The following is a 22,873-nucleotide window of genomic DNA, read 5'->3' on the forward strand; positions in this document are numbered from 1 at the left end:
GCTGATATTCTATTAATTATTTATGCTATTATCTCATTGTTAGGGTTTATATTTTTTAGTCTTTATTTAGGATCATTAAAAAATACATTTTAATAATTGTTAGGCTAAAATTAGGGCATTGAATTTTCAATGCCCTAATTATTATAATTCCAAAAATATATGATACTCATTGATTATTTATACTATCAGATAACTAATTTTTACCATCATTTTGAAAAAGATGGGACACATAAAGCTTCGGGGATTATAGGAGCTTGTTCCTTACTTTCATTTAATTTGATATTTGTATTGATTTTTTTAGATCATTTTTATGATATGAACACCTTACCTTCGAATAAATACATAGTAATAATTTATTGTTTACCAATTATTTTATTAATGAGCTTGAGATATTGGAAATTTACTTCGTATGAAGAAATTAAAGAGAAAGTAAAAGATTTTAGTAAAACAACAAAAATAATAGCTGACATTCTAGTAATTAGTTATGCCATCATTTCATTTTTTGGATTACTCATCTTAAGTCTTTATGTAGGTTCATTAAAAAATACATTTTAAGTATTACTAAGTTATAATTAGGACATTGGATTTCAATGCTCTAATTATTTATCCCCCCCCCCCAAAAAAAAAAAAAAAATTATAACATGGTTAAAGGCAGAAGAACAAAAAAATATAACACAGCCATGAGCTATTAAAAATTACAGAAAGTGGTCAGTAGAAATGTAGGATTTAAAATACCGGGAGCCATAGCATTTTGCTTGGCTGTCTTGGGATATTTCTTTTATAAAGATAATTTAAGGAAGGAATCTAAAAGTATGGAGGAAAAGAATGTAACGATATCTTTTTCGGGTAAAATTGATAGCATGTATAGAGATTATTCTAATCACGGAGTGACTGTTTTAATGTTAAATAATAAAAAGAGATTAGAATTTAATATGTATGAATACAGTCGTTTTCAAAAAACGATAGCATAGTCAAGCATAAGAATGAAGACAGCATTCATGTTTATAGAAATGGTACAATAAAATCTTATAAGTATTAAGTGTCGAAATAAGAACTACTGCAAATACGATATAGCTATTCTACAAGAAAAAATAATCATCATAACAAAAGCCAACTTTCATAAGTTGGCTTTTGCTTTTATATTCAAAAGTATAATTACATTTTACCTGTCAATCAATATATTTTTGACTAGGGTCTGATCACCTATTTTTAAAATGCCGATATACATTCCTTTTTGAAGAGTGGAGACATCGATTTTGGTTTCGTTATTTGTTTTAAGTAATGATCTTCCTACCAGATTGGTCATTTCAAAGCTGAAATTAGTGGTTGGAGAAGGAAGCTCAACGTGTAAAATATCGTTAGCCGGGTTAGGGTAGATCTTTACATCTTCCAGAGTGTTGGTCGGAGCTTGCTTATTGGCTGAAGATACTGAGGCTGTTGCAAAATGTTGTAAAGCACCTACAGCAGCTTTTCCAATATTATAAACATAAACAGGGTCTACATTAGCAAAGGTGTCTTTAGAGGTGTGTGGGTAATTACTTCTTATTTTTTCAAAAAACCCCGTAATCACTTCTCCTTTTCGTTCAAAAGGAATATAGTCCGTGGCTTCGGCAGGGTCAACAGCGGTCTGAAGAGGTGAGTAGAGTGCTGTACAATTTCTAAGTTGTTGGGTAACTGCAGCAGAAGCGGCATTATTGCTGGAAACTCCACCCTGATCTTCGTCGCAATACACCGTATTGTTATTATTCCCTTTTACACCACCTACCTGGTCAAGGTTAAAGACAAGTTTGATATCCAATTTGCGGACACCTCCCTGGTACACAACATTATTCACATAATGGCTGCTGCCTACCAGCCCTTGTTCTTCCCCTGAAAAGTGAATAAATTTAATAGAGTATTCTGTAGGAACATCTTTCAATATTCTGGCAGCTTCCAGGATAATAGAGGTACCACTGCCATTATCATTAACCCCCGGACCATTAATGGTATCATAATGTCCGCAGATAATAACATATTTGTTAGGGTAAAGAGTTCCTGTCTTGGTAATGATCAGGTTCTTTGAACTCGATGATCCATACGTAAAGGAACTTTCCACAATTTGGCTGGCAGAATATCCGTAAGAGGTATATTTATTTTTAATCCAGGTCAGCGTGTTGTTATTTGCCTGTGAGCCGGTGGTCTTTATACCTAAATTACCGAATTCCTGAAGATTGGCGGTAATATTGGCTTGGGTAACCATATCAGCTCTGTTTTTATAAGCCTGAATAAAAGATTGAGCTCCGATACTCTGTATGACCAATGAAGTCAATAAAAATGTTGTGATTTTTTTCATATTATATATAATGGTTTGTAAATACGAATGTAGTAAATAAATCACAACGATGTGTTTAATAATTTAAAAATATAATAAATTTTATACAATTTTGTTATGCGGAACTTATCATGTCTCTGTCGGTATTTTGTGAGCTTTATTGTTAAATTTGAAAATACGATCAATGAAAAGCCCTTTGAAACAGTTCAAAGGGCTTTGTATGCTAAAAGCTGGTATTTTGAATGAAATTTATCTCATAATCATAACTTTTCTTACCACAGTTTGATCAGCGGTTTTTAAAATTCCAAGATAAGCACCATTTTCCAGGTGGGAAACATTAATTTTTGTTTCGTTAGTCGTTTTTAGAATTGAACGTCCGGGAAAGTCAGTGATTTCAAAGCTGAAATTTTTTATCTTAGAATCAGGAAGCTCAATATTGATGATATCTTTTACAGGATTGGGATATATTTTTACGGCTTCAAGTGGATTTTTTGAAACATTTTCCTGAGTTCCTAACAAAGTACTGGCAACAGCAAAATGCTGTAATGCTCCCACGGCAGCTTTTCCGATATTATAAATATAAACGGGATCTGTATTGTTAAATGTATCGCTGGAAGTATGTGGATAACTACTTCTTATTCTTTCAAAAAAACCGGTAATGGTATATCCTTTTTGCTCAAAAGGGATATAATCTGTAGCTTCAGCAGGATCTACAGCGGTTTGAAGTGGTGAGTAGAGGGCTGTACAATTTCTAAGCTCTTGTGTTACTAGGGTAGAAGCTGCATTGTTACTGGTCATTCCTCCCTGATCCTCATCACAATAAACGATATTGTTATTATTTCCCATCACGCCACCTACCTGATCCAGATTAAAGACTACTTTAATATCCAGCATACGGGCACTTCCCTGGTACGCAACATTATCTGCATAATGATAGCTTCCTACAAGCCCTTGCTCTTCTCCTGAAAAATGAATGAATTTAATAGAATAGTCTGTAGGAACATCTTTCAATATTCTGGCAGCCTCCAGGATAATGGAAGTACCACTGCCATTATCATTGACTCCTGGTCCATTGATTGTATCAAAATGTCCGCAGATAATTACGTATTTATTTGGATAAACGGTTCCGGTTTTGGTAATCACTAAGTTTTTTGATCCTGTGCTGCCATAGCTGAATGGATCTTCTGCTATCTGACCGGCGGTATAGCCAAAAGAGGTATACTTACTTTTTAACCAGTTCAGAGCATTTGTATTAGCTGTTGAACCTGTCGTTTTTATCCCATAACTGGCAAAATTCTGAAGATTATTAATGATATTGGTTTGAGAAACAGCATCAGCACGGTCTTTATATGATTGAATAAAGCTTTGTGCTTCAATATGTTGAATAATGATAGAAGTAAATAAAAAAACAGCGATTTTTTTCATTTTTTGATATATTATATAGGTAAGAAGTACACAATGAAAATATATTTTTTCAAGATGTATGACGGTTGATAGGACTTATTTTTCAATGATTATTTTTCTGGTCAGATTACCCGCACTTGTTTTTATGGTAATGGTATAAACACCATTTTGAAGCGCTGAAGTATTTATTCTATTTTGATTTTCAGAACTCAAAACCACATGTCCGGCCATATCATTGATTTCAATGCTAAACTGTTTAATCTTTTCTGTTTCTACTGTAATCATATCCTTGGCAGGATTTGGATACACTCTGATATTTTGTAACGGATCCTTAGCAGGCGCTTCATTCACCTGTAAGTTATTGTTATTGCTGGTACTGGCAACAGCGAAATGCTGCAATGCGCCTACAGCAGCTTTCCCCACATTGAAAACATACACAGGATCTATATTGGTCAGATTATCATCCGTACTATGCTCATTTTCACTTTTGATATACTCATAAAATCCGGTAATAGTATATCCTTTCTCTTCAAAAGGAATATAGTCAGAGCTATAAGCATAAGAAATAGAAGTCTGGAGAGGAGAATAGAGTCCGGTACATACCGCCAGTTCCTGTGTCGCAGTATTAGAAGCTGCATTATTACTGGATATTCCACCTGTATCTCTTTCGCAGGTAATCTTGTTATTTAAATTTCCTATCTGACCTCCTACCTGATCAATATTTAAAACCAGCTTTATATCCAGTTTCCGGGTATTTCCCTGGTAAGCTACAGTATTGGCGTAATGATAACTGCCTTTCAGTCCCTGTTCTTCACCTGAAAAATGAACAAATTTGATAGAATATTCTGTAGGAATATCTTTTAATATTCTGGCTGCTTCTAAAAGAATAGAAGTCCCGCTGCCATTATCACTGACACCCGGTCCTACAATGGTATCATAATGCCCGCAGATAATAATGTATTTATCCGGATACACCGTACCTGTTTTGGTGATCACCAGGTTTTTAGAATTTGTACTTCCAAAGCTAAAAGGATCTTCAACCATCTGGCTTGAGGAATATCCATAAGAAAGATATTTGTTTTTAAGCCAGTTTAAAGCATCGGTATTAGCGGTTGAACCTGTGGTTTTTACTCCAAGATTGGAAAACTCCTGAAGGTTGTTACTGATATTGGCCTGGGTAACCATGTCGGCTCTGTCTTTATAAGCCTGGATAAGATTTTGAGCAGCAATATTTTGTAACGCTACAGATGTAAATAAAAAAACGGCAATTTTTTTCATTTCTTCAATCAAATTATTTTTTGATTGCTAATATACTAATTAATTATCATTTGGTATTATTGATCCGTATTGTTTATTCTATTTTAATTGGTTATTCGTTATCGATATAGGGATATATGGTAGATGAGTGTAATTAAAATCATACAAAGAGTGGAAGGACTATAGGACAGCAAACAAAAAAATCCCGGGAAAACCCGGGACTTATATTGATAACAAAAATAGTATTCTACATTATTTTACTTGATCTACAACAGCTTTGAAAGCTTCAGGGTGATTCATTGCTAAATCTGCTAAAACTTTTCTGTTAAGCTCAATGTTGTTCTTTTTAAGAGCTCCCATAAATTGAGAGTAAGACATTCCGTGCTCTCTAGTTCCCGCGTTGATACGAGTGATCCAAAGTGCTCTGAAATTTCTCTTTTTCTCTTTTCTACCACGGTAAGCATATTGCATTGCTTTTTCTACCGCGTTTTTAGCTACAGTCCAAACGTTCTTTCTTCTACCGAAAAAACCTTTAGCTTGCTTAAAAATTTTCTTTCTGCGAGCTCTTGAAGCTACCGCATTTACTGATCTTGGCATAATTTAAATTGTTTTTTTGAAAAGGGCGGCAACATATGTTGCTCTTGTTAGCACCGTTCCAGGGTTAAAATGATGAATTTGTTTGAATTCTTATAAACCGAATATAGATTTATAAAAACTACTTAATTGCTAATTGACGTTGAACGCTTTTTTCGTCCACTTTAGCTACGTAAGAAGTGCTAGTAAGATTTCTCTTCTGCTTAGTTTCTTTCTTAGTTAAGATGTGGCTTTTGTAAGCGTTTTTTCTTTTGATCTTACCAGAACCGGTAAGAGCAAAACGTTTCTTAGCACCTGATTTCGTTTTTAATTTTGGCATTGTCTTGCTTTTTTATTGTTTTTGTTATCAATATCTGTTTTGGATACTCCTAAGGACATTAGGAATAATAGTGTGCAAAGATACAAAAAAAATCAATTCCAACTTTTATAATCTGTGATTTTATCGTAGTAAATAAGAAGACCGCCCCTACTGGAACGGTCTTTTTATGATATGTTCTGTCGGAAATCTACATTTTTCATAGTTTCTCCCCAACATTATTAGCTCAAATTATGACTGAAAAAACGCTAATAAGTCTTTATTAATAGTTTCAGCTTCTGTGGTAGGCATCCCATGGGGAAAACCTGGATAAGAAATTAATTTTCTGTTTTTAAGCAGGGTAGCAGCTACTTTCCCAGTAGTTTCAAATGGTACAATCTGATCATCTTCGCCATGCATTACCAAAACAGGAACGTCCACACTTTTAAGATCTTCGGTGAAATCAGTTTCAGAGAATGCTTTAACACAATCGTAATGGGCTTTGATAGAACCATTCATTCCTTGACGCCACCAGTTTCTCTGAATCCCTTCAGAAATCTTAGCTCCTTCTCTGTTATATCCATAGAAAGGGAAAGTAAGATCTATAAAAAACTGCTGTCTGTGTTTAGCCGTATTATTTCGGATATCATCAAAAACTGAAATAGGAACTCCATTGGGATTATTCTCATTCTGAACCATGATAGGAGTTACTGCACTTACTAAAACGGCTTTTGAAACCCTTCCGTTACCATGCTTTGCTACATATCGGATCACTTCACCTCCTCCTGTAGAATGTCCCACATGGATGACGTCTTTTAAATCCAAAGCGGCAACAATTTCCGCCACATCAGAAGCATAGGTGTCCATATCATGTCCATAAGGGGTTTGTTCAGATCTTCCATGGCCCCTTCTGTCGTGGGCAATCACCCTATATCCTTGTTCTAAAAAGAAAAACATTTGTGCATCCCAATCATCACTGGAAAGTGGCCATCCGTGATGAAAAAATACAGGCTGTCCTTTCCCCCAATCTTTGTAGTAAATTTCTGTTCCGTCTTTTAATGTAAGTGTATTCATTGTTTGTTTTTTATGATTAATAAATTAATAATGTATTTTATTTTTTACATTCACAAATTTATACGGAAAATATTCACAATACATTGATCTAGGATAATATATTGATAAAAATGCAAAGCAATGGAATCCAACATTAAAATATAGCTGATAATCGGGATTGTTTTATTCTTCACTTCTCTTTAATATTGATTCATTAAGAAGAATTGAATTTTGAAGTATGAAAATAATAGCATTCAGTATATTTTGTATGTTGACTTCAGTGACAGCGTGCACACAGGAAAGGAAAGATAACTCTCCATGGATTCCTTCAAAACCCAAGGCAACACATGCCATTCCGTTTTTAACCGGGCAGAATGATTTTGTCTATGTAGATAAAACAAGCTTAAAACCTGTTACGAATCAAAAATTTCGAAGTGCATCAGTTTTTACCGCTACAGGTTTTGCAGTTGTTGGAAATGGAAAAAATGAATATGCAGTCATCGATGGAAATGGAAAAACTGTTTTGGATTTTTCAACCAGCGAAATCAATTTAAATGTAGTAAATGGACTTACCTTTTATAAAAGAGATATTGAATATGAAAAGAAAATGCCTGTCTGGAAATGGGACTGGAATATCATGGGAAGTGGCATTAAAAAAGAACAGACTTATCATAAAATAGAGATTGGAATTTTAGAAAGTAAACAAGTCTTACTTCATGAAGACATTCCCTACTTAGAGGATAATTATTATCTCGATTTTATCGCTGTAGATGAAAACCACCTATTTTGGAATGGAACTCTTTATGAAATCAAAAAAAATGGTTTAAGTAAAATCGAAAATAATATTGCTGAGTTGTTAGAGAACAAACGATTTCTCAAATCTTCAAATGTCAATTTTTCAATGTATGAACTGGGGCAGAAAAAAGCTATTCACAGCGGATTGAAAGGTACTGAAACTCTTTCACTTCAATTTGGGAGGGAAACTATACTACTGAAAGATATTAATAAAGAACGCTATGAGCCGGAAATCCCTAAGCTTTTACTGGATAGTAAGACCAATGATGTTTACCCTTTTCCACAATACGAAAAAGTGTTTCCTAAAGAAATTATAAAAGCAACAGCTTCGCAGATTGATTTCATCAAAAAAACTTCTTTGGTGTATTCTATAACCAATTCACCTTATTTTCTGTTGGGTGTTTTTAATTATGATCACGATATTTGGGCGTATGACTGGCTGTATATTGATACCAAAGGAAATGTGACAGATTCCATTGATACATACAGTTTTAAAGTTCTGGATCAGGTTGGAAATATGGTTTGGCCCGATAGAAAAATGATCTTACCCACCCAGTTTATTGACAAAAACTGGAAATTTGGAAAGATAAATTCTTATCAAGGCATGAATGATACATACTTTATCCGAATAGAAGATGAAAAAAAATTGAGAACCATGGGACTGTGGAATAGCAAAACAAAGACTTGGGAGATAAAACCTGAATACCATGACATCTCAGTGTTGGATGCTGAAAAACAGATGTATGCGCTGCAAAAAGAGGAAGACGGTCTGTACATACTTTATGATCAGAAGAATAAAAAGAATATCGGATCAAAAGGGTACAGGTCTATTAATTCGGATGGGCTGGTAACTGTTCAACTTAATTCAAGGGAAAATATATATTATTATATTGATATTTATTCCGGAAAAGAATACAAAGAGAATTAAATAAAACATTGAAAAACTATGATTTTTAGAAAGCTATTACCTGTTGCTGCTTGTATTGTGAGTGTACTATCATTTGCTCAAATGAGGACAGGAGTATATTTTTCTTCAGATAAAAAATACAAGGAGATTATGGAAGAGGTTGGAAATCCATTATCAGGAAATCCGGTAATGATTGTACAATCATTTGTCCCTAATCATGGGAGTTATATTTGGTTTTTGAACGAAAGCAAAGCTAAAAATCCTACTTATTTAGGTGAAAATCCAAAAGATTTGCACTCAGGTATTTTTCTGGAGGATCATGGTGGATTACTTCCAAAAATAACCTTTAAAGATTTTGCAGCAGGATTAGCGCAGCCTCGGTACATGATTAACTTCTGTGAAATTGGAGATGCAGACAAAGATGGTTTTCCTGAGTTTTATCTTACTTATTTTGAAGAATCAGACGGATTGGATGCCAAACCATTGAAAGTGATTGTATATACAAGTTTAGGTGAGAAAACATTTTCGAAATCAAAAATTACCGGCTGGATTCCATTTCAGGAAGAAGATCAGTATCGGGAAGTAAAGGATGAGAATTTCAGATTATTGTCTAAAGAAATAAGACTGAAAGCGGAAAAACTGTTGAAAGATGCCAAAAAAGAAATAAACTAGAGCTATTAAAAAACCACCATTATCAGGGATATTTATGTCCGCCTCCTTTAATTATCTTTATTTAAAAATAAAGCGGTGAAAAACCTCATGATTTTAACTTCATTTTTAGTGCTGTCTGGCTGTAAAACAAATGCTCAAAAATTAAAAATTTCCAGTATTTATAGTGAGCCCAAACAGGTTACAAAAGAAATTCCTGAAACAGGTAAAACACATACGTATACCACTCGAAAGGAAGTTACTGAACGCCTTGATCCCCTCATTTTTATGCTTTCCAAAAATGCCGGAACACTTGCATTTCGTATACAGGGAAATATCAGTTCCAGTGGACATTCCATTCATCAGGTGAGAAAAATTCGTTTTGAAAGGGGAGCGCAAAGTGGGAATACTGTTACGCTGAAGTATTACGTGGAAATCAAAAAAGTTCCTGGTAAAGAAAGTGCTGATGTGCTGGGATATAATTACACAAAAGATGAAACCTATAAAATACCTAATGATATTAAAATCATAAGAATAGAATTATATGAAGAACGGATCAATGATACATCAGCGACAAAACCAAAGCTTATTGCCCAACAGAGCTTTAATTTCTTTCCCAAAATTTAAATACTTGAAAATGATAATATGGGCTTTGGAGAAAACTGAATAAGCAATGATAAACTAAGCTACAATGAAAAATACTTTTGTTTTCTCATTTTTGAGCATCATTTTGGTAATGATCTTAAGTTGCAAGAAACCTGAAAGAAAAAAAACAAATTTCAAGAATTATCTGAAAAATACGGAGTGGATTGTGAATGAAGGAGGACTTATTATTCCGGATGGTGGAAAAATCTATTATATGTCTCCAAGAGATACTGCATTGATCTTCAACTTTCACGCGGTAAACTTTTTGGATGAAGAAAAATTCAAAAGCTATGATGCATGGCAATGTGGAAACGATTGCTTCACAGAGATACATGGCAGATATTATTTTACGGAAGCCAACCAGATAAAAATGGAAGTCGATAGCATTAGAAAATCTGAATTTTGTGACTTGCCTACACAAACATTCAAACCATCCAAAGTCATGTCTTTTAACCTTGCAAAAGAAGGAGAACAGCTAAAACTTATAAGAAAATAAAATGATAGATTTAATAAGAAGAAGTTTCAAATGTCAAATTTCAGTATAATATGAAAGATAGGCGAGAAGGATTTTACCACAATTAAGTTCACATAAGATGAAAATCTTTGATTTTCAACAAAACTTTAGTGTACTTCTTATACACAAAGTATATACCTTAAATAGTTTAAGTGTTTAAAAATCTTTTGTGACTTTTGTGGTAACATTTAAACAGACTTAAGAAAATAATATGAAAGATTTAATAAAAATTTTCCCGGAATATGAAGACGTATTTTATGATGATATCGAAAATCATAAAAAATATTTTCTTCCCATTTGTTCAATTAATTTAAAAATTATTAATCCCTCAGAAGATCAATGGCTTCATATTGTTTCTGTAAAGGAAATTTACGATGGCTGTATTGGGGAAAATAAACCGGAATATCATACAGAATATACTAAATCAGATATGTTTAGTTTTGATGTAATGGAAGGCAAATACAAATTTGATGCAGACTGGAACTATTTTTCAGCCCATACCGAGATCTCTCCGGAAGATTATGGGAACAGTTATTCCGATTTAGAAATTGAATACAATATGAATGAAGCCATGTATCAATTGAAAAAAGAATATTACCAAAAACACAATAAGCTTTATGATAAAGACAGTTATCGGCCAGGTTTAATGGTAGATGATATCCGTCGTTTAGAACGTTTGCGTAAGCTTACGGTTGAAGATCTGGAGAAAGATGATTACTCAGAATATGCAGAGGAACGTTTGCAAAAGAAAGTGTATGAAGTTTTTGATGAGCTGAATACCGCCTCTCTTCCTGTAGAAGAAACTCACTTTGGTGCAGATAACCTGATTGAAAAACCTTATAAAAATGATGATACATTAATGGATTATATCGGATGTATGGAAGGCTATGATTTCCAGAATTCAGCAGCAGATCTGTTATATTTATTTTATGACAAAGAGCTTAAAAAAGCCGTCATTTGTTTAGAATACACTTAATCTGACAGAAAATTCAACTTTGTGAAATATAGTAAGAGAAACAGTAAATGGAAAATAAAGAAATCTGGACAGAAGGAGATATACTTTTTTATAAAGATCATGGTAATATTGAGAATGCAAACATTCAATCATTAAAATATGCTTACGCACAGATTTTAGGAAATGTGCCTTTTTTGTTTGTTTTTGCAGATCACCAACACTATATATCTACTGAATTACAGGGGTTTGGAGAAGTATATCACGAACTGTCGGATAGATTTCGTTTTGATGACGAAACTTTTTTTGCCGTATGTAAAGCTAGAAAAGAAGATGAGAAAGTGAAAATTTGGGCAAAAAAAATGCTTCAGAATTACCAGATCTTGGACGAGTATCTGAATGATGGTGATTTTGGCTACGAAGTATATACAGAGCCTAAACAGATGATATCCTGGGACACTACTTACGAGCAATTGGAAGCATTGGGTTGTATAGAAGCTTATTTTACCGATTTTGGCGCTCAATATTTAAGATTCAAATATCCGGTCAGAATAGAAGGTATCCTTATTGATCAATTGGAGGTGTATGCAGAAAACGTCAGTACTAATCGTCCTGTACAGGAGTTTTTCGTAGATCTGTACGATGAAACCAATACCGATAAAAGCTACAAAAAACTACGCGAACTCTGGATTGATGACGATGTTGATATTAATCAATACGGTTATGAAAGAGATGACCAATGTTATCTGCAATTTGCTTTGGCCAATGGTATAAATGCTTCTATTTGTTATACCTATGATGAAGAGTATGCTTATGACGATGGAAGTACATCGCTTCATTTCTATAACAAGCGTGAATACAAGTCTTTTTTAGAAAATAAAGAATATGAAGAAGTGATGGAAATATCCGGATTACTATCATTCCCCAATAAATTGGATATAAATGTTAAATATATTGATAATGATGGAGTAAAGCATATTCCACTAAAAGTAAAAGAATTATTGAAAGAGAAAAGTGGTATCTGGCTCGACAGTGTTAATCATAAAATTGGATTTGCAGGAACAGATACAGCATTGATTTTAGACCTTGAAAAAATTACATATTTTACACTTCAGAACGTTCTTCCCGCAAAAGGATCTGGATATGCCGATTTTATGGTTCATCTTACAACCGAAGATTATCTGTATGTTTTTATAGAAGACACTTATTTCTTCGACCAGTTTGCTGGGCAATTGGAGCAAATGACAAAAAAATCAGTTGAAATTCCTGAAGCGTATTATAACTGTTAAAACCACACATAGTATATCTAATGGCACACCGTATTTATCTATACAATTACGATCAGAAAACAAATCAATCGTTCGATACCTATTTAGGGGAGTGGAACTATGAAATTCCATTATTGCTGTACCCACTTATTGCAGAAGACATCAAAGTGGAAGGCGTTGAGTTTTTCTCTAATAAAGAACAGGGAATTATTCGCCTGCGCTACTTCTTCAATTTACTGGCTGATACCTACCAATTGCACTACAAAAAAGCTTACTACGAACCTGTCAATACAATGTTTGAGTTCCTGGAAGCATTACCGTATGATTCCTTCGTACTGAATGCAACGGATGTGTTTAATATGAACGAAGAAAAGCATAAAGTACAGGCTAAGGAATGGCTGGTAGAGATTCAGCAGAAAAATAAACTGTATAAAAAAGCAGTAGAAACTCAGAATCTTTCATTATTAGACTCTTTGTTTTCACCATACGGTTACTCGTCATTTCTCGATATTTTACAAACCGACTGGATCAATTACGGATTGGGCTATTTTGAGGAACTTGCTTATAAGAAAGTAGCATCTTCTGTATTTGAAGAAAGTGGAAAATTTGGACTGAAGGACGCAAAAGGCGCTATTTTAGCTCCGGCCATATATGATGAAATTTTTGAAGCAGACTATAATTACGGCATATCAGTAATTCAAAAAGGTGAGCGGTTCGGTTACCTGCAGAGTGATGGAAAAGAATTGGTTCCTCCAATATATGAAGATGCTTTTGATGTGTTCGATTTTGCACAGGAACCTTTAGGAGAGGTCAAAGTGAACGGCAAATCGGGGATTTTAAAAGTCTATTCAAAAACCTGGTTGGTTCCTGCTGATTATGGCACAATCGAAAAACTGACCTATGGATTTTTAGGGGTAGAAAAAGATGGGAAATTTGGAGTTTATGACGATGAAAGCAGACTTCTTCTTCCCGTTGACAGTGAAACGCCTTATGAATATGATTACTTTCCGGAATTGTTTTTTACCAGACAAAAAGGAACCCGCAAGCGCAGATATTATACGAAAGAAGGAAATTATCTGGGTGATTTTGTAGAAGATAGTATCCTAAATGCCAGTACCTGTTTCTGGATCAAACCGAACAAATTTGACAAAAAAGGCAGACTGATAGATGAAAAGGGTAATCTTATAATCGATGAAGCAGATCAACTGATTTTAATAGATAATTTTGAAACACTGGCGATTCGCAAAGACAAAAACTGGAAGATTTATAATACCTTAAAACATCAGTTTCTGTTAGAAAATGAACATATTACCAAAGTAAAAGCAGAATCGAGTATCGGATATAAAAACAATGTGTTTACCCTGGAAGTCCAAAACGGATTGGGACTTTTCGATGCAGACAATGAAAGTTGGTTAATTACTCCTCATTCCGAAATTAAAAAGATCCATTATTTGGAAAATGGGTTTTTATCGGTTCAAAAGAAAGAAGGGTATCAATTGTTTGATTTTGAAAATGCTTTGTCAGAAAAATTATATGATTATATTTCTAATCCTTTGAATTATAGAGCTGATGAAGGCTTGCTGTTTCTGTATCAGGGTGAACATATGTTGAGAATCAATGAAGACAGAAGCATTCAGGTGGTAGAGGTGGCTGAGTATGGATCTATTTATCTGGATCGGTATTCATTTCGGGGAAAAGATTTAGAATACTTTAATTCCTTTTATACTCGTTGGAAAGATAGTGCCGGCAGCAGTTCCGAACAGTTCATGGATGTTGAAATCATTAAAAAAATGGCTTTTGACGCAAAGGAAAATCAAAATTATAAGGAGGCATTGCGTCTGTTTGAAATATCTGCTCAAAGAAACGACATTGATAGCTGGGTAGAAATGGGTATATTATTCACCGATCCTGAAATTGAAGTGTTGTTTGACCCACAGAAAGGGATTGACTGTTACGAGAAAGCAGCACAACAAAATCATCCCGTAGCCTGGAATAATATAGGCGCTTTGTATCACAATGGAATAGGGTATTCTTTGAATATCAAAAAAGCGATTCGGGCCTACGAGAAAAGTGCTGAGCTTGGTGACGGAATGGCGCTAGCCAACCTAGGGGATCTGTATTATTTCGGAGAGGATGTCATACAGGATTACGATAAAGCTTTGGATTTCTATCAAAAGGCCGAGAAAAAATACTACTATAATTACGATAAAATTTCAGAAATCTATTATCAGTTAAGAGATTACAAAAATCTTTTGGTGTATCTGAAGAAAGACTATGATCAGTCTTATTCAGGCATCTATTATGGCATTATCTACGAACATGGGATGGGTATACAATCAGATTTTAAAAAAGCCATTAAGTACTACGAGCAAGCTAATGCTTACAGCGCCTATGAATATGCCACCCAACGCCTGGTGTACTTCTATGGAGAAGATCCGACATTTAAAAATGATAAGAAATTTCAGAAGTGGAAATCTTTCGCTGAACAGCATGGTTTCGAAATAGACTAGCTGGTATTTTGCCTATATTTACGTTCTTTATAATACTAAAATTTAATAGAGTTAAGGGTTTGATGTACAGGTTGTTATTTATATTTACTTTGTTTATTTGTTCTTTTTTTGCTCAGGCACAGGATGTTGTAAGCCAATTAGAGAGGGAATATAACAATGCTTCAAATAAAACAATAGAGCAGTTGGATCTGGCTCCCAAATACGCGAAAGCATTATTTTTACATAACTTAAAATCAAAATCTTACCAGGTTTTGGAAACCAGTATTTCCATTGCTAGAAAACAAGCTGATGGGAAATATGCCACCATCTTGTATGCTGTTCAAGCTATGAATTATCGACTTGATAAGAAAGGAACTGAAGCTTTGAAAAGTCTTGACATGGCCAATGTGTATAGCTTAAAAACGAACAGTAACGAAGCTAAAGGTTATTTTCAATATGCAAAAGGGTGGATTCTGATACGTAATAATAAAACGACCGATGCAGTTGCCGCTTATCTGAAAGCTATTCAATACTATGAAAACTCACCAACGACTTCTACACTGTACGGAAGATTTGGTAATACAGCCAAAGAATTATCCACTATTTATTCCAACCTGAATGAATACCAGCTGGAAGAAAAATACAGTAAGCAGTTTTTGTTGCTGGCCTCCAAACAGCATGACCCCAATCTTATCTTCGATGCCTATATGCGCATGGGGTATGTATATGAACAAAAATACGGTCAAAATCCATCGGATGTAGGGTTGAGAAATAAAGCAGAGCAGTATTATTTGCAGTCTATTGCGACTTTCAACAAGAATAAAGAGGCTATGCTCAACAAGACGAACCTTTCCTATGCAGCCATCAATTTAGCCAATCTGTATACTGGTTTTGATAAAGATAAGGCGATGAAATATGCTCAATTAGCCAATACCTTGAGCCTGGAAACCGGTGATGCCATTCATATAGCTTCCTCATTTGGTATTTTAGCAGAGTTAGCTGTACAGGATAAAGACTATGATTTAGCAAAATCTTACTTTCTGAAAGCTTCTATGGAAATCGGAAAAAGCCCGGTTAGAGATCATAATATAGAATTATCTATTCTTGAATCTTTATCCCAACTTAGCGAAGAGCAAGGCAATTACAAAGAAGCCCTTAATTATTATAAAAGTTATGTCAACAAATACAAAAGTATTTATGATCAGGAAAAACTGGATATTACCAAAAGGTTAGAATCTCAGTTCGACAAAGAACGGCAGGAACAGAAGTATATAAAATTACAGCTGGAAAGTGATAAAAAAGCACAGCAAATTAAGTTGATCAACATAGTGCGGGCACAACGTGAGCAGGTTTATAACAACTTAAAATTAGTGGAAGAAAATCAACGAGAGCGACTGAAGTTTTCAGAATTGGAATCAGAGAAAAAAGAACAGCAACTTCGGTTGGCAAAGTTAGAAACCGAACAGAAAAACAATGATATCAACAACTTTAAAAAGCTGTTGACATTCAAAGAAAAGATCAATACCTATTACATTGTTTTTATTTTCATTTTTATCGTTTTGATCATCTTACTGCTTTATGCGTATAAACAACGTGCAAAATCAATGAAGCAAAGAGACGAATTGCATGCTTTAGCCATGGAGAAAGAGAAACAAAATTCAAAAATATCCACACTTACTGCGTTGTTGGAAGGGCAGGAACAGGAACGTGGCCGTTTAGCCCGTGATCTTCATGATGGATTGGGCGGCTTGCTTTCAGGAACTAAACTTCAGCTGTCTTCTTTAGACCCTCAAAAATCCGAAAGTATAGAAGATGAAATTTCAAAATCCATTACCCAGATTGATGGTGCTGTAGAGGAGCTGAGACGTGTAGCGCATAATTTAATGCCCGATTTATTAATGAAATATGGTCTGGAAGTAGCCATTCAGGAGTTTGCTTCCCGCGTGTCCAATAGCACATTAGAGATCCACACAGAATTTATTAATTACACCAATTCCATATCAGAGGAAAAGCAACTGATCCTATACAGAATCATCCAGGAATTGGTGAACAATGCCATAAAACATGCTGATACTTCCGAAATTATTATTCAGATAAGTGAAGAAGAAAATGTATTGAATCTTACAGTAGAAGACAACGGTAAAGGTTTTGACCTTGCAGGCTTAAACGTAAGAAAAACAGCAGGGTTTCACAATATAGAATCAAGAGTCCAGTTTTTAAAAGGAACGATGAATATCACCTCCGAACAAAATATTGGGACCAGTATAGAACTTCAAATTCCTATTGATTAGACATGATAAAAGTAGCCATAACAGATGATCATCCACTTCTATTAGAAGGGTTGAAAAATATTTTAGGAAACAGCGATACGATAGATGTTGTAGATTGTTTCAAAAGCGTTTCAGAAATGAATGCCGGCCTGGCAAAACAAGCTGTCGATATTTTGCTGCTGGACATCAATCTGGTAGATACCAACAGCATAGAACTTATACAACCTTTAAAGAAGAAGTACGAAAACCTTCAGATTATTATGCTTAGCGTTCACAATGAACTGCCCGTGATTAACAGTACCTTGTCCGAAGGTGCTTTGGGGTATATTCAAAAAAATGCTTCAGTTTCCGAAATTCTGGAAGGTATCAGTACCGTCTATTCCGGTGACCGATTCTTATGCTCACAAACCAGGTCTGTTTTGGAGAAGAAATCATCGGATGGCTTACACCAGGTTCCAAAATTAACGCGAAGAGAAAAAGAAATCTTAGCCGAAGCAGCGAAAGGACTTACCACCAATCAAATGGCGGAAAAGCTTTTTATCAGTCCACACACCGTAGAAAGTCACCGAAAAAATCTTATCGAAAAATTTCAAACGTCTAATCTTAGTTCAGCTATTAAACTAGCCATAGAATACGGATTGATTATCGAATAACATATCATCCAGCAAAAAGGTCTGCTTTTACAACGTAAGCAGACCTTTTTCTTTCCTGTTACATCATATTCTCATTGCTCCAGTACTGGCCGTATGAACAGTATTTTTATCATGTTCTAGTTGATTTTTTCTACAGGTGTCAGTAAGATTGAGGTACAGAGACAACCAGGAGTTGTAAATTGAAATATTCCGGTTTCTGAGCTGTCACTGTTTTCCATTCCATCATTTTTTTTGTAAGTTCGTTTCATCGGAAATACAAGGCATTTATAAAATAAAAATCAGATAGGGTTTGAGGTGAAACTAAATTTCGTTCAATTTGGTTAGTGCTTTTTACGCGGTGTCACATTTTATAAAAATGGCATGTATAACATTAGAAAACAAACATGAACATAAATTTACGAACAGAAAGATTACAGTTAAATCTTATCTCAGCAAATGATATTGAAAACATTTTCGAATTGCAATCCTTAGAAGAAACGGCCCGGTTTAATACTTCAGAAGTCCCAAAAAACATTCAGGAAACCGAAGAAAAGGTGAAAAAATGGATGATGGAAAACAATAAGGAAAAAGCCAAAAAATTGACATTCGCAGTTAATTTGATTAATGAAGATACATTTATTGGATTAATTGGAATTAATTTGGGAAAAGAACATTATAAAAACGCTGAAATCTGGTTTCAGCTCCATTATAAATTTTGGAATCAAGGATATGCAACAGAAAGTGTAAATAAAATACTGGATTTCGGTTTTGAAAATTTGAAACTTCACAGGATAGAAGCTGGCTGTGCAGTTGAGAATATTGGCTCCATAAGTGTTTTAGAAAAAGTCGGCATGCTAAGAGAAGCGCATACCCGAAAATTACTTCCTTTACAATCTGGGTGGTCAGATAATTATGGTTATGCTATTTTATCAACCGATAAAAGAAAATAAGAGAAGTACTTTCAGGTTGAAAAACTAACACGTTGGCTGTAGTAGGGTTGGAAAGGTCAAACAAAGTCACCGAAAAAATCTTATCAAAATTAATCTTAGTTCAGCTATTAAACTGGCCATAGAACACGGTTTGATCATCGAATAATGGGTAGCAAAGCTGCTGGCTAAACGTTCGCTTAAAAAGAATCAATTTTATTAATTCACTGCTTTGCTCCCTTAAAATAATACATTGCTAAAAATAAAACCTTTGCGTCTATAAAATTCAGCGTAAATAATTTGCATTCAATTTTTGGAAACTGATTCATATTCATACCAGCAAAAAGGTCTGCTTACATCGTAAAAGCAGACCTTTTCTATATAAATTTAAAATTAGGTGTTCAATTATTAATCTTTGAATCTCAGCACAGCCTGGAACAGATTTTTCTTTCCTGTTAAATCATATTCGTCGTTATATACCGGCTCATACATGAATAGATAGACTCTTTCGTCAAAATCTTTTAAATTGACAGGCTGGGCCACCATGATGTCATAAAGCCTCGTAATAGTACGCGTAGCCGTCCATTGTTTTGAGTTTCCTTTAGGGGTTTTATCAAATCTGTGATCTTTTGCATCTGTATAATACCAATATGATGGTGCCTGATCCATTAAAAACAGTTCTTTGTCCTTGTTATACAGTTCCTCTGCCATACCTGTACTTTGAAACCAGGGAACTTCAGTATTGAAAAGTCCTAGAGCCCCTGCATAAATATCCTTATTGGTCGTTGCTCCCACTAAAAAACCTTCAAGATTGGAAGCCGTAAACTCAAATATAAAAGGTGACTTTTTCAGATCATAAACATCATTGACCGGTTCAATTACTTTTCCGTCCTGTTTAATAACTACTTTTAACGATTGTGCAAAAGCCATTAAGCTGAGTAAAGAAAAAAGAATGGTTAAACTTATTTTTTTCATTGTATATCTTTAAATAACTGCTGCAAAGATATTGTACTTTACCTCCATAAACACTGGCTGGTTTCAGGGGTTTTTATCTTACTTCTTTCCTAGTTGGGCCAATTGCTATAAGGGTTATAATACTTTTTTTTCATTCGAAACAGATCAGGCTTCAGCTTAATTTTTATGAAAGCCGCTTTTTGCTTTTTGCCATTTGATGAAGCTGAATTGGTAGGATAAACTTCGGCATAAAAGGTTTCATCATCCGCCCAAAAAGCTTTTGTGCCATCGGCTATTTTGAACTTAGTAAAGTTGACATACAAAAGGTCTTCAAGATTATAGCTTTCTGCTACATATGTACTGATTGCAAAATCGCTTCCCACATCATTGTTTGAAACAATATAGGAAATCCAGTTTTTCTTGGGAAGAATCTGTGGATAACCCGCTGTAAAGAGTTGAAAATTGGCTGTAGATTTTACATTATAAAAAGAATAATACGTATCTGAAGTCTCCATTGAGCTTTCTTTGAAAACCTGTAAATACAGGTAAGGGGATACTCCTATATATTCATAGGATAAGAGTCCGTCTTCTGTAGATACATTTTCATGTTGTGTAATCAGTTTTTTTTCTGTTGTGCTATTGATGTATAGCCATTTATTACCTTCCAGGATCACATGTGGATCTTTTATTAAAACTTCATCGATTCGTTTGTTAGAGGCTGTTTTAAATTCCTGTTCAGAGACTTCCGTTATGGTACCATACGTACTGAACGATTTATTTTTTACATCCTGAGACTTTTTAAATACACTGCTTCTGATCTCATAAAGATCAACACCTTGTAAAGTCAAGTCAAATGCTGCAGTGAATTCTGATTTCAAAACAAAAGCTTCAATGCTGTTCGAAATATTATTATTAATGCTGTAATGAATAGAGTAGAAGTCATCAAACTCTTCAAATCCATAATAATTATCCAGTTTATTGTAAGCTATTTTCAAATGCGCTGCATCTTTATCTGGAGCTACAAAAAACCTTACAGAATCCAGCCTGGTAAATAATTGAAAGGGTACATCCTGTACATTATCTACACCTTTTATCTTTTTAAAATCAGCAAATGTTATGTTTTTCTGTGTAACTTCAGCTTCCGGTTTATGCGTTTCTGATGTTTTATTCTGTGGATTACATCCCACAAAAACAACAACCATAGAGGATATAAAGAATTGTGATAAGGGTTTCATTTCTATATTTTTTTCGCCAAAGGTATCAGTATTCAGGGTTGTGACCAACAAAATTGCCTGATACAGGGAATAAATGGCTGAAAACAGGGATATATTGAATGGTAAATTTTGATCAATTTTACAAACGATAAATTAAGCGTTGTAAATTATTTTTATATAAATGAAAAATATAATAATCAACTGTTCAGTGATGCTAAGTCTGTTAACTTCTTGTTCACCTGCTACAGAAAAAAAAGTGGACAAAAAAGAAGATGCTACGGAGGTAAAAGTCAATACAGTTTCTACATCTGATACAGAAAAGAATACAATACCAAAATCAGATATACCGGATGATTTTTCAGTATTAATTCCTATTGATGTATTGGATAGCAAAAGTACAAATGTGTATGAAAAATATGGTATAGAGTTCTCGGGTAACTGTTATTCATGCGATTTAGCAAGCTTATCTGTGACAAAGGATAAAATGGTATGGACCAATATCTGTGATGAACATGATACTTTTAAAATTGATAAGTTCTCATTCTCTACCGAAGGAAGTAAAACCGTTTTAAAAACAGCTGAAAGAACTTATACTGTAACGCAAATAGATAAAGCACCCGTTTACGAGTTGGTCGTAGAAGGTGAAAAACTGGAATTACATAATAAAAGAGTATCCAGATATTTTACCACCAAAAAAGCGTTACCGCTTTTCAAAGAACACGACTGTGGTAATTTTGAAGGATAATACAACCGCATATATCTATTTTTGAAGATGAACAGTTGATCCTAGCAGGAGAGTAGTATGGATCAACGGGTCAGTCTTAAAAGTTGAGGGAGGATCCTTAGGTATTCGAAAGAAACGTACATATAAAATGATCTGCTTGTATAAAAACACAAAATCATATATATAGTCATTTTATTTGTAAGTAAGCTATACAGGTAGGAAGGAGCCAATAAAGCTGTCTCTTACACATATAGCATCAGATACTAAACCTTTGTATGAAGTACACTGCACAGGTTAGTCTCCCCAACTTTGACGATTGATCCGCATCAATGATCTCTTCCTATGTCTCATAAAACTTATCCATGAAAATTTTATTATAAAAAAAACCTCAAAGTAATTTGAGGTTTTTATATTAAGATAAATGACTTAATTATTTTGCTGGTTTTTTAGGACTCATCATCATAATCATCCTTTTTCCTTCAAGCTTAGGTAACTGATCTACTTTACCAACATGCTCCAGTTCCTGAGCCAGTTTTAAAAGTAAGATTTCACCCTGATCTTTAAAGATAATCGAACGTCCTTTAAAAAATACGTAGGTTTTCAATTTTGAACCTTCTTCAAGAAACTTCTCAGCATGCTTTTTCTTAAATTCATAATCGTGATCATCTGTCTGTGGTCCAAAACGGATTTCCTTCACAACTACTTTTACTTGCTTAGCTTTTAATTCCTTTTGTTTTTTCTTTTGCTCGTATAGAAACTTTTTGTATTCTAATATTCTTGCAATGAAAGGTTCAGCCTTATCAGAAATTACTACTAAATCCAATTCCTGGTCCGCAGCAATTTGTCTTGCTTTGTCAATTGGATAAATTCCCGGCTCTACGTTATCGCCCACCAAACGAAGCTCTCTCACACGAATTTTATCGTTGATTAAGTGTAAGTCCTCTTGTACAGGACGTCTTTGTGGGCCCCTGTTGTTAAATCTTTGTGCTATTGTATTATAATTTTATTGGTTAATTACTTA

General features: G+C 34.3%; 21 protein-coding genes. 12 read left to right on the forward strand and 9 right to left on the reverse strand.

What is annotated here, in order from left to right; translation table 11 throughout:
- Window positions 1–159: 159 nt before the first annotated feature.
- A complete protein-coding gene (locus JML65_RS08375; protein WP_202270524.1) occupies window positions 160–555 on the forward strand; it encodes a hypothetical protein in 396 nt (131 codons plus the stop codon).
- 607 nt (window positions 556–1,162) lie between these two features.
- Here JML65_RS08375 and JML65_RS08385 read toward each other — a convergent pair.
- The 6 genes from JML65_RS08385 to JML65_RS08410 all read right to left on the reverse strand — a co-directional run bounded on the left by JML65_RS08385 (window position 1,163) and on the right by JML65_RS08410 (window position 6,935).
- Window positions 1,163–2,332 carry a M28 family peptidase gene (locus JML65_RS08385; RefSeq protein WP_202270526.1) on the reverse strand — a complete coding sequence of 390 codons (1,170 nt, stop codon included), beginning with the start codon at window positions 2,330–2,332 and terminating at the stop codon, window positions 1,163–1,165.
- Between the two features lie 228 nt (window positions 2,333–2,560).
- The gene (locus JML65_RS08390; protein ID WP_202270527.1) at window positions 2,561–3,736 is read right to left on the reverse strand and encodes a M28 family peptidase; all 1,176 of its coding nucleotides are present in this window, start codon (window positions 3,734–3,736) and stop codon (window positions 2,561–2,563) included.
- A 75-nt stretch (window positions 3,737–3,811) separates the two neighbouring features.
- On the reverse strand, window positions 3,812–4,993 hold the full coding sequence (locus JML65_RS08395; protein ID WP_202270528.1) for a M28 family peptidase: 1,182 nt from the start codon (window positions 4,991–4,993) through the stop codon (window positions 3,812–3,814).
- Window positions 4,994–5,224: 231 nt separating this feature from the next.
- On the reverse strand, window positions 5,225–5,569 hold the full coding sequence (gene rplT, locus JML65_RS08400) for a 50S ribosomal protein L20 (RefSeq protein ID WP_034694451.1): 345 nt from the start codon (window positions 5,567–5,569) through the stop codon (window positions 5,225–5,227).
- Between the two features lie 118 nt (window positions 5,570–5,687).
- On the reverse strand, window positions 5,688–5,885 hold the full coding sequence (gene rpmI / locus JML65_RS08405) for a 50S ribosomal protein L35 (protein ID WP_047492860.1): 198 nt from the start codon (window positions 5,883–5,885) through the stop codon (window positions 5,688–5,690).
- A 228-nt stretch (window positions 5,886–6,113) separates the two neighbouring features.
- Window positions 6,114–6,935 (reverse strand): alpha/beta fold hydrolase, encoded by an 822-nt coding sequence (locus JML65_RS08410; RefSeq protein WP_202270529.1) that lies wholly within the window; start codon window positions 6,933–6,935, stop codon window positions 6,114–6,116.
- Window positions 6,936–7,152: 217 nt separating this feature from the next.
- Between JML65_RS08410 and JML65_RS08415 the strand changes: the two genes are divergently transcribed.
- The 10 genes from JML65_RS08415 to JML65_RS08460 all read left to right on the forward strand — a co-directional run bounded on the left by JML65_RS08415 (window position 7,153) and on the right by JML65_RS08460 (window position 18,984).
- Window positions 7,153–8,637, forward strand: a complete 1,485-nt coding sequence (locus JML65_RS08415; protein ID WP_202270530.1) for a hypothetical protein — start codon at window positions 7,153–7,155, stop codon at window positions 8,635–8,637.
- 18 nt (window positions 8,638–8,655) lie between these two features.
- Window positions 8,656–9,288 (forward strand): hypothetical protein, encoded by a 633-nt coding sequence (locus JML65_RS08420; RefSeq protein WP_202270531.1) that lies wholly within the window; start codon window positions 8,656–8,658, stop codon window positions 9,286–9,288.
- A 75-nt stretch (window positions 9,289–9,363) separates the two neighbouring features.
- Window positions 9,364–9,891 carry a hypothetical protein gene (locus tag JML65_RS08425; RefSeq protein WP_317194042.1) on the forward strand — a complete coding sequence of 176 codons (528 nt, stop codon included), beginning with the start codon at window positions 9,364–9,366 and terminating at the stop codon, window positions 9,889–9,891.
- A 64-nt stretch (window positions 9,892–9,955) separates the two neighbouring features.
- On the forward strand, window positions 9,956–10,405 hold the full coding sequence (locus tag JML65_RS08430) for a hypothetical protein (RefSeq protein ID WP_202270532.1): 450 nt from the start codon (window positions 9,956–9,958) through the stop codon (window positions 10,403–10,405).
- A 229-nt stretch (window positions 10,406–10,634) separates the two neighbouring features.
- On the forward strand, window positions 10,635–11,399 hold the full coding sequence (locus JML65_RS08435; protein WP_202270533.1) for a hypothetical protein: 765 nt from the start codon (window positions 10,635–10,637) through the stop codon (window positions 11,397–11,399).
- A 47-nt stretch (window positions 11,400–11,446) separates the two neighbouring features.
- Entirely contained in the window at window positions 11,447–12,664 is a 1,218-nt protein-coding gene (locus tag JML65_RS08440; protein WP_202270534.1) for a hypothetical protein, read from the forward strand.
- Between the two features lie 20 nt (window positions 12,665–12,684).
- Window positions 12,685–15,153 (forward strand): tetratricopeptide repeat protein, encoded by a 2,469-nt coding sequence (locus JML65_RS08445; protein WP_202270535.1) that lies wholly within the window; start codon window positions 12,685–12,687, stop codon window positions 15,151–15,153.
- A gap of 62 nt (window positions 15,154–15,215) precedes the next feature.
- Complete coding sequence (locus JML65_RS08450; RefSeq protein WP_202270536.1) at window positions 15,216–17,423, forward strand: ATP-binding protein; 2,208 nt, start codon at window positions 15,216–15,218, stop codon at window positions 17,421–17,423.
- 2 nt (window positions 17,424–17,425) lie between these two features.
- Window positions 17,426–18,055, forward strand: coding sequence for a response regulator transcription factor (locus JML65_RS08455; protein ID WP_047492832.1), 630 nt, complete (start codon window positions 17,426–17,428; stop codon window positions 18,053–18,055).
- A gap of 383 nt (window positions 18,056–18,438) precedes the next feature.
- Window positions 18,439–18,984, forward strand: a complete 546-nt coding sequence (locus JML65_RS08460; protein WP_047492829.1) for a GNAT family N-acetyltransferase — start codon at window positions 18,439–18,441, stop codon at window positions 18,982–18,984.
- A gap of 384 nt (window positions 18,985–19,368) precedes the next feature.
- On the opposite strand, the gene JML65_RS08465 is transcribed toward JML65_RS08460, so the two are convergent.
- Both JML65_RS08465 and JML65_RS08470 read right to left on the reverse strand, forming a co-directional pair.
- Window positions 19,369–19,935: a hypothetical protein gene (locus tag JML65_RS08465; protein WP_047492588.1), complete on the reverse strand. Its 567-nt coding sequence runs from the start codon at window positions 19,933–19,935 to the stop codon at window positions 19,369–19,371.
- Window positions 19,936–20,024: 89 nt separating this feature from the next.
- Window positions 20,025–21,149 (reverse strand): resolvase, encoded by a 1,125-nt coding sequence (locus JML65_RS08470; RefSeq protein WP_202270537.1) that lies wholly within the window; start codon window positions 21,147–21,149, stop codon window positions 20,025–20,027.
- A gap of 160 nt (window positions 21,150–21,309) precedes the next feature.
- Here JML65_RS08470 and JML65_RS08475 point away from each other — a divergent pair, with 160 nt between their 5' ends.
- Window positions 21,310–21,873 carry a hypothetical protein gene (locus JML65_RS08475; RefSeq protein ID WP_084084306.1) on the forward strand — a complete coding sequence of 188 codons (564 nt, stop codon included), beginning with the start codon at window positions 21,310–21,312 and terminating at the stop codon, window positions 21,871–21,873.
- A gap of 409 nt (window positions 21,874–22,282) precedes the next feature.
- On the opposite strand, the gene infC is transcribed toward JML65_RS08475, so the two are convergent.
- Window positions 22,283–22,843, reverse strand: a complete 561-nt coding sequence (gene infC, locus JML65_RS08480) for a translation initiation factor IF-3 (protein ID WP_081989141.1) — start codon at window positions 22,841–22,843, stop codon at window positions 22,283–22,285.
- Window positions 22,844–22,873: the final 30 nt, after the last annotated feature.

It is taken from the genome of Chryseobacterium sp. KMC2, assembly GCF_016756935.1.
In the GTDB taxonomy this organism is placed as follows: Bacteria; Bacteroidota; Bacteroidia; order Flavobacteriales; family Weeksellaceae; genus Chryseobacterium; species Chryseobacterium rhizosphaerae.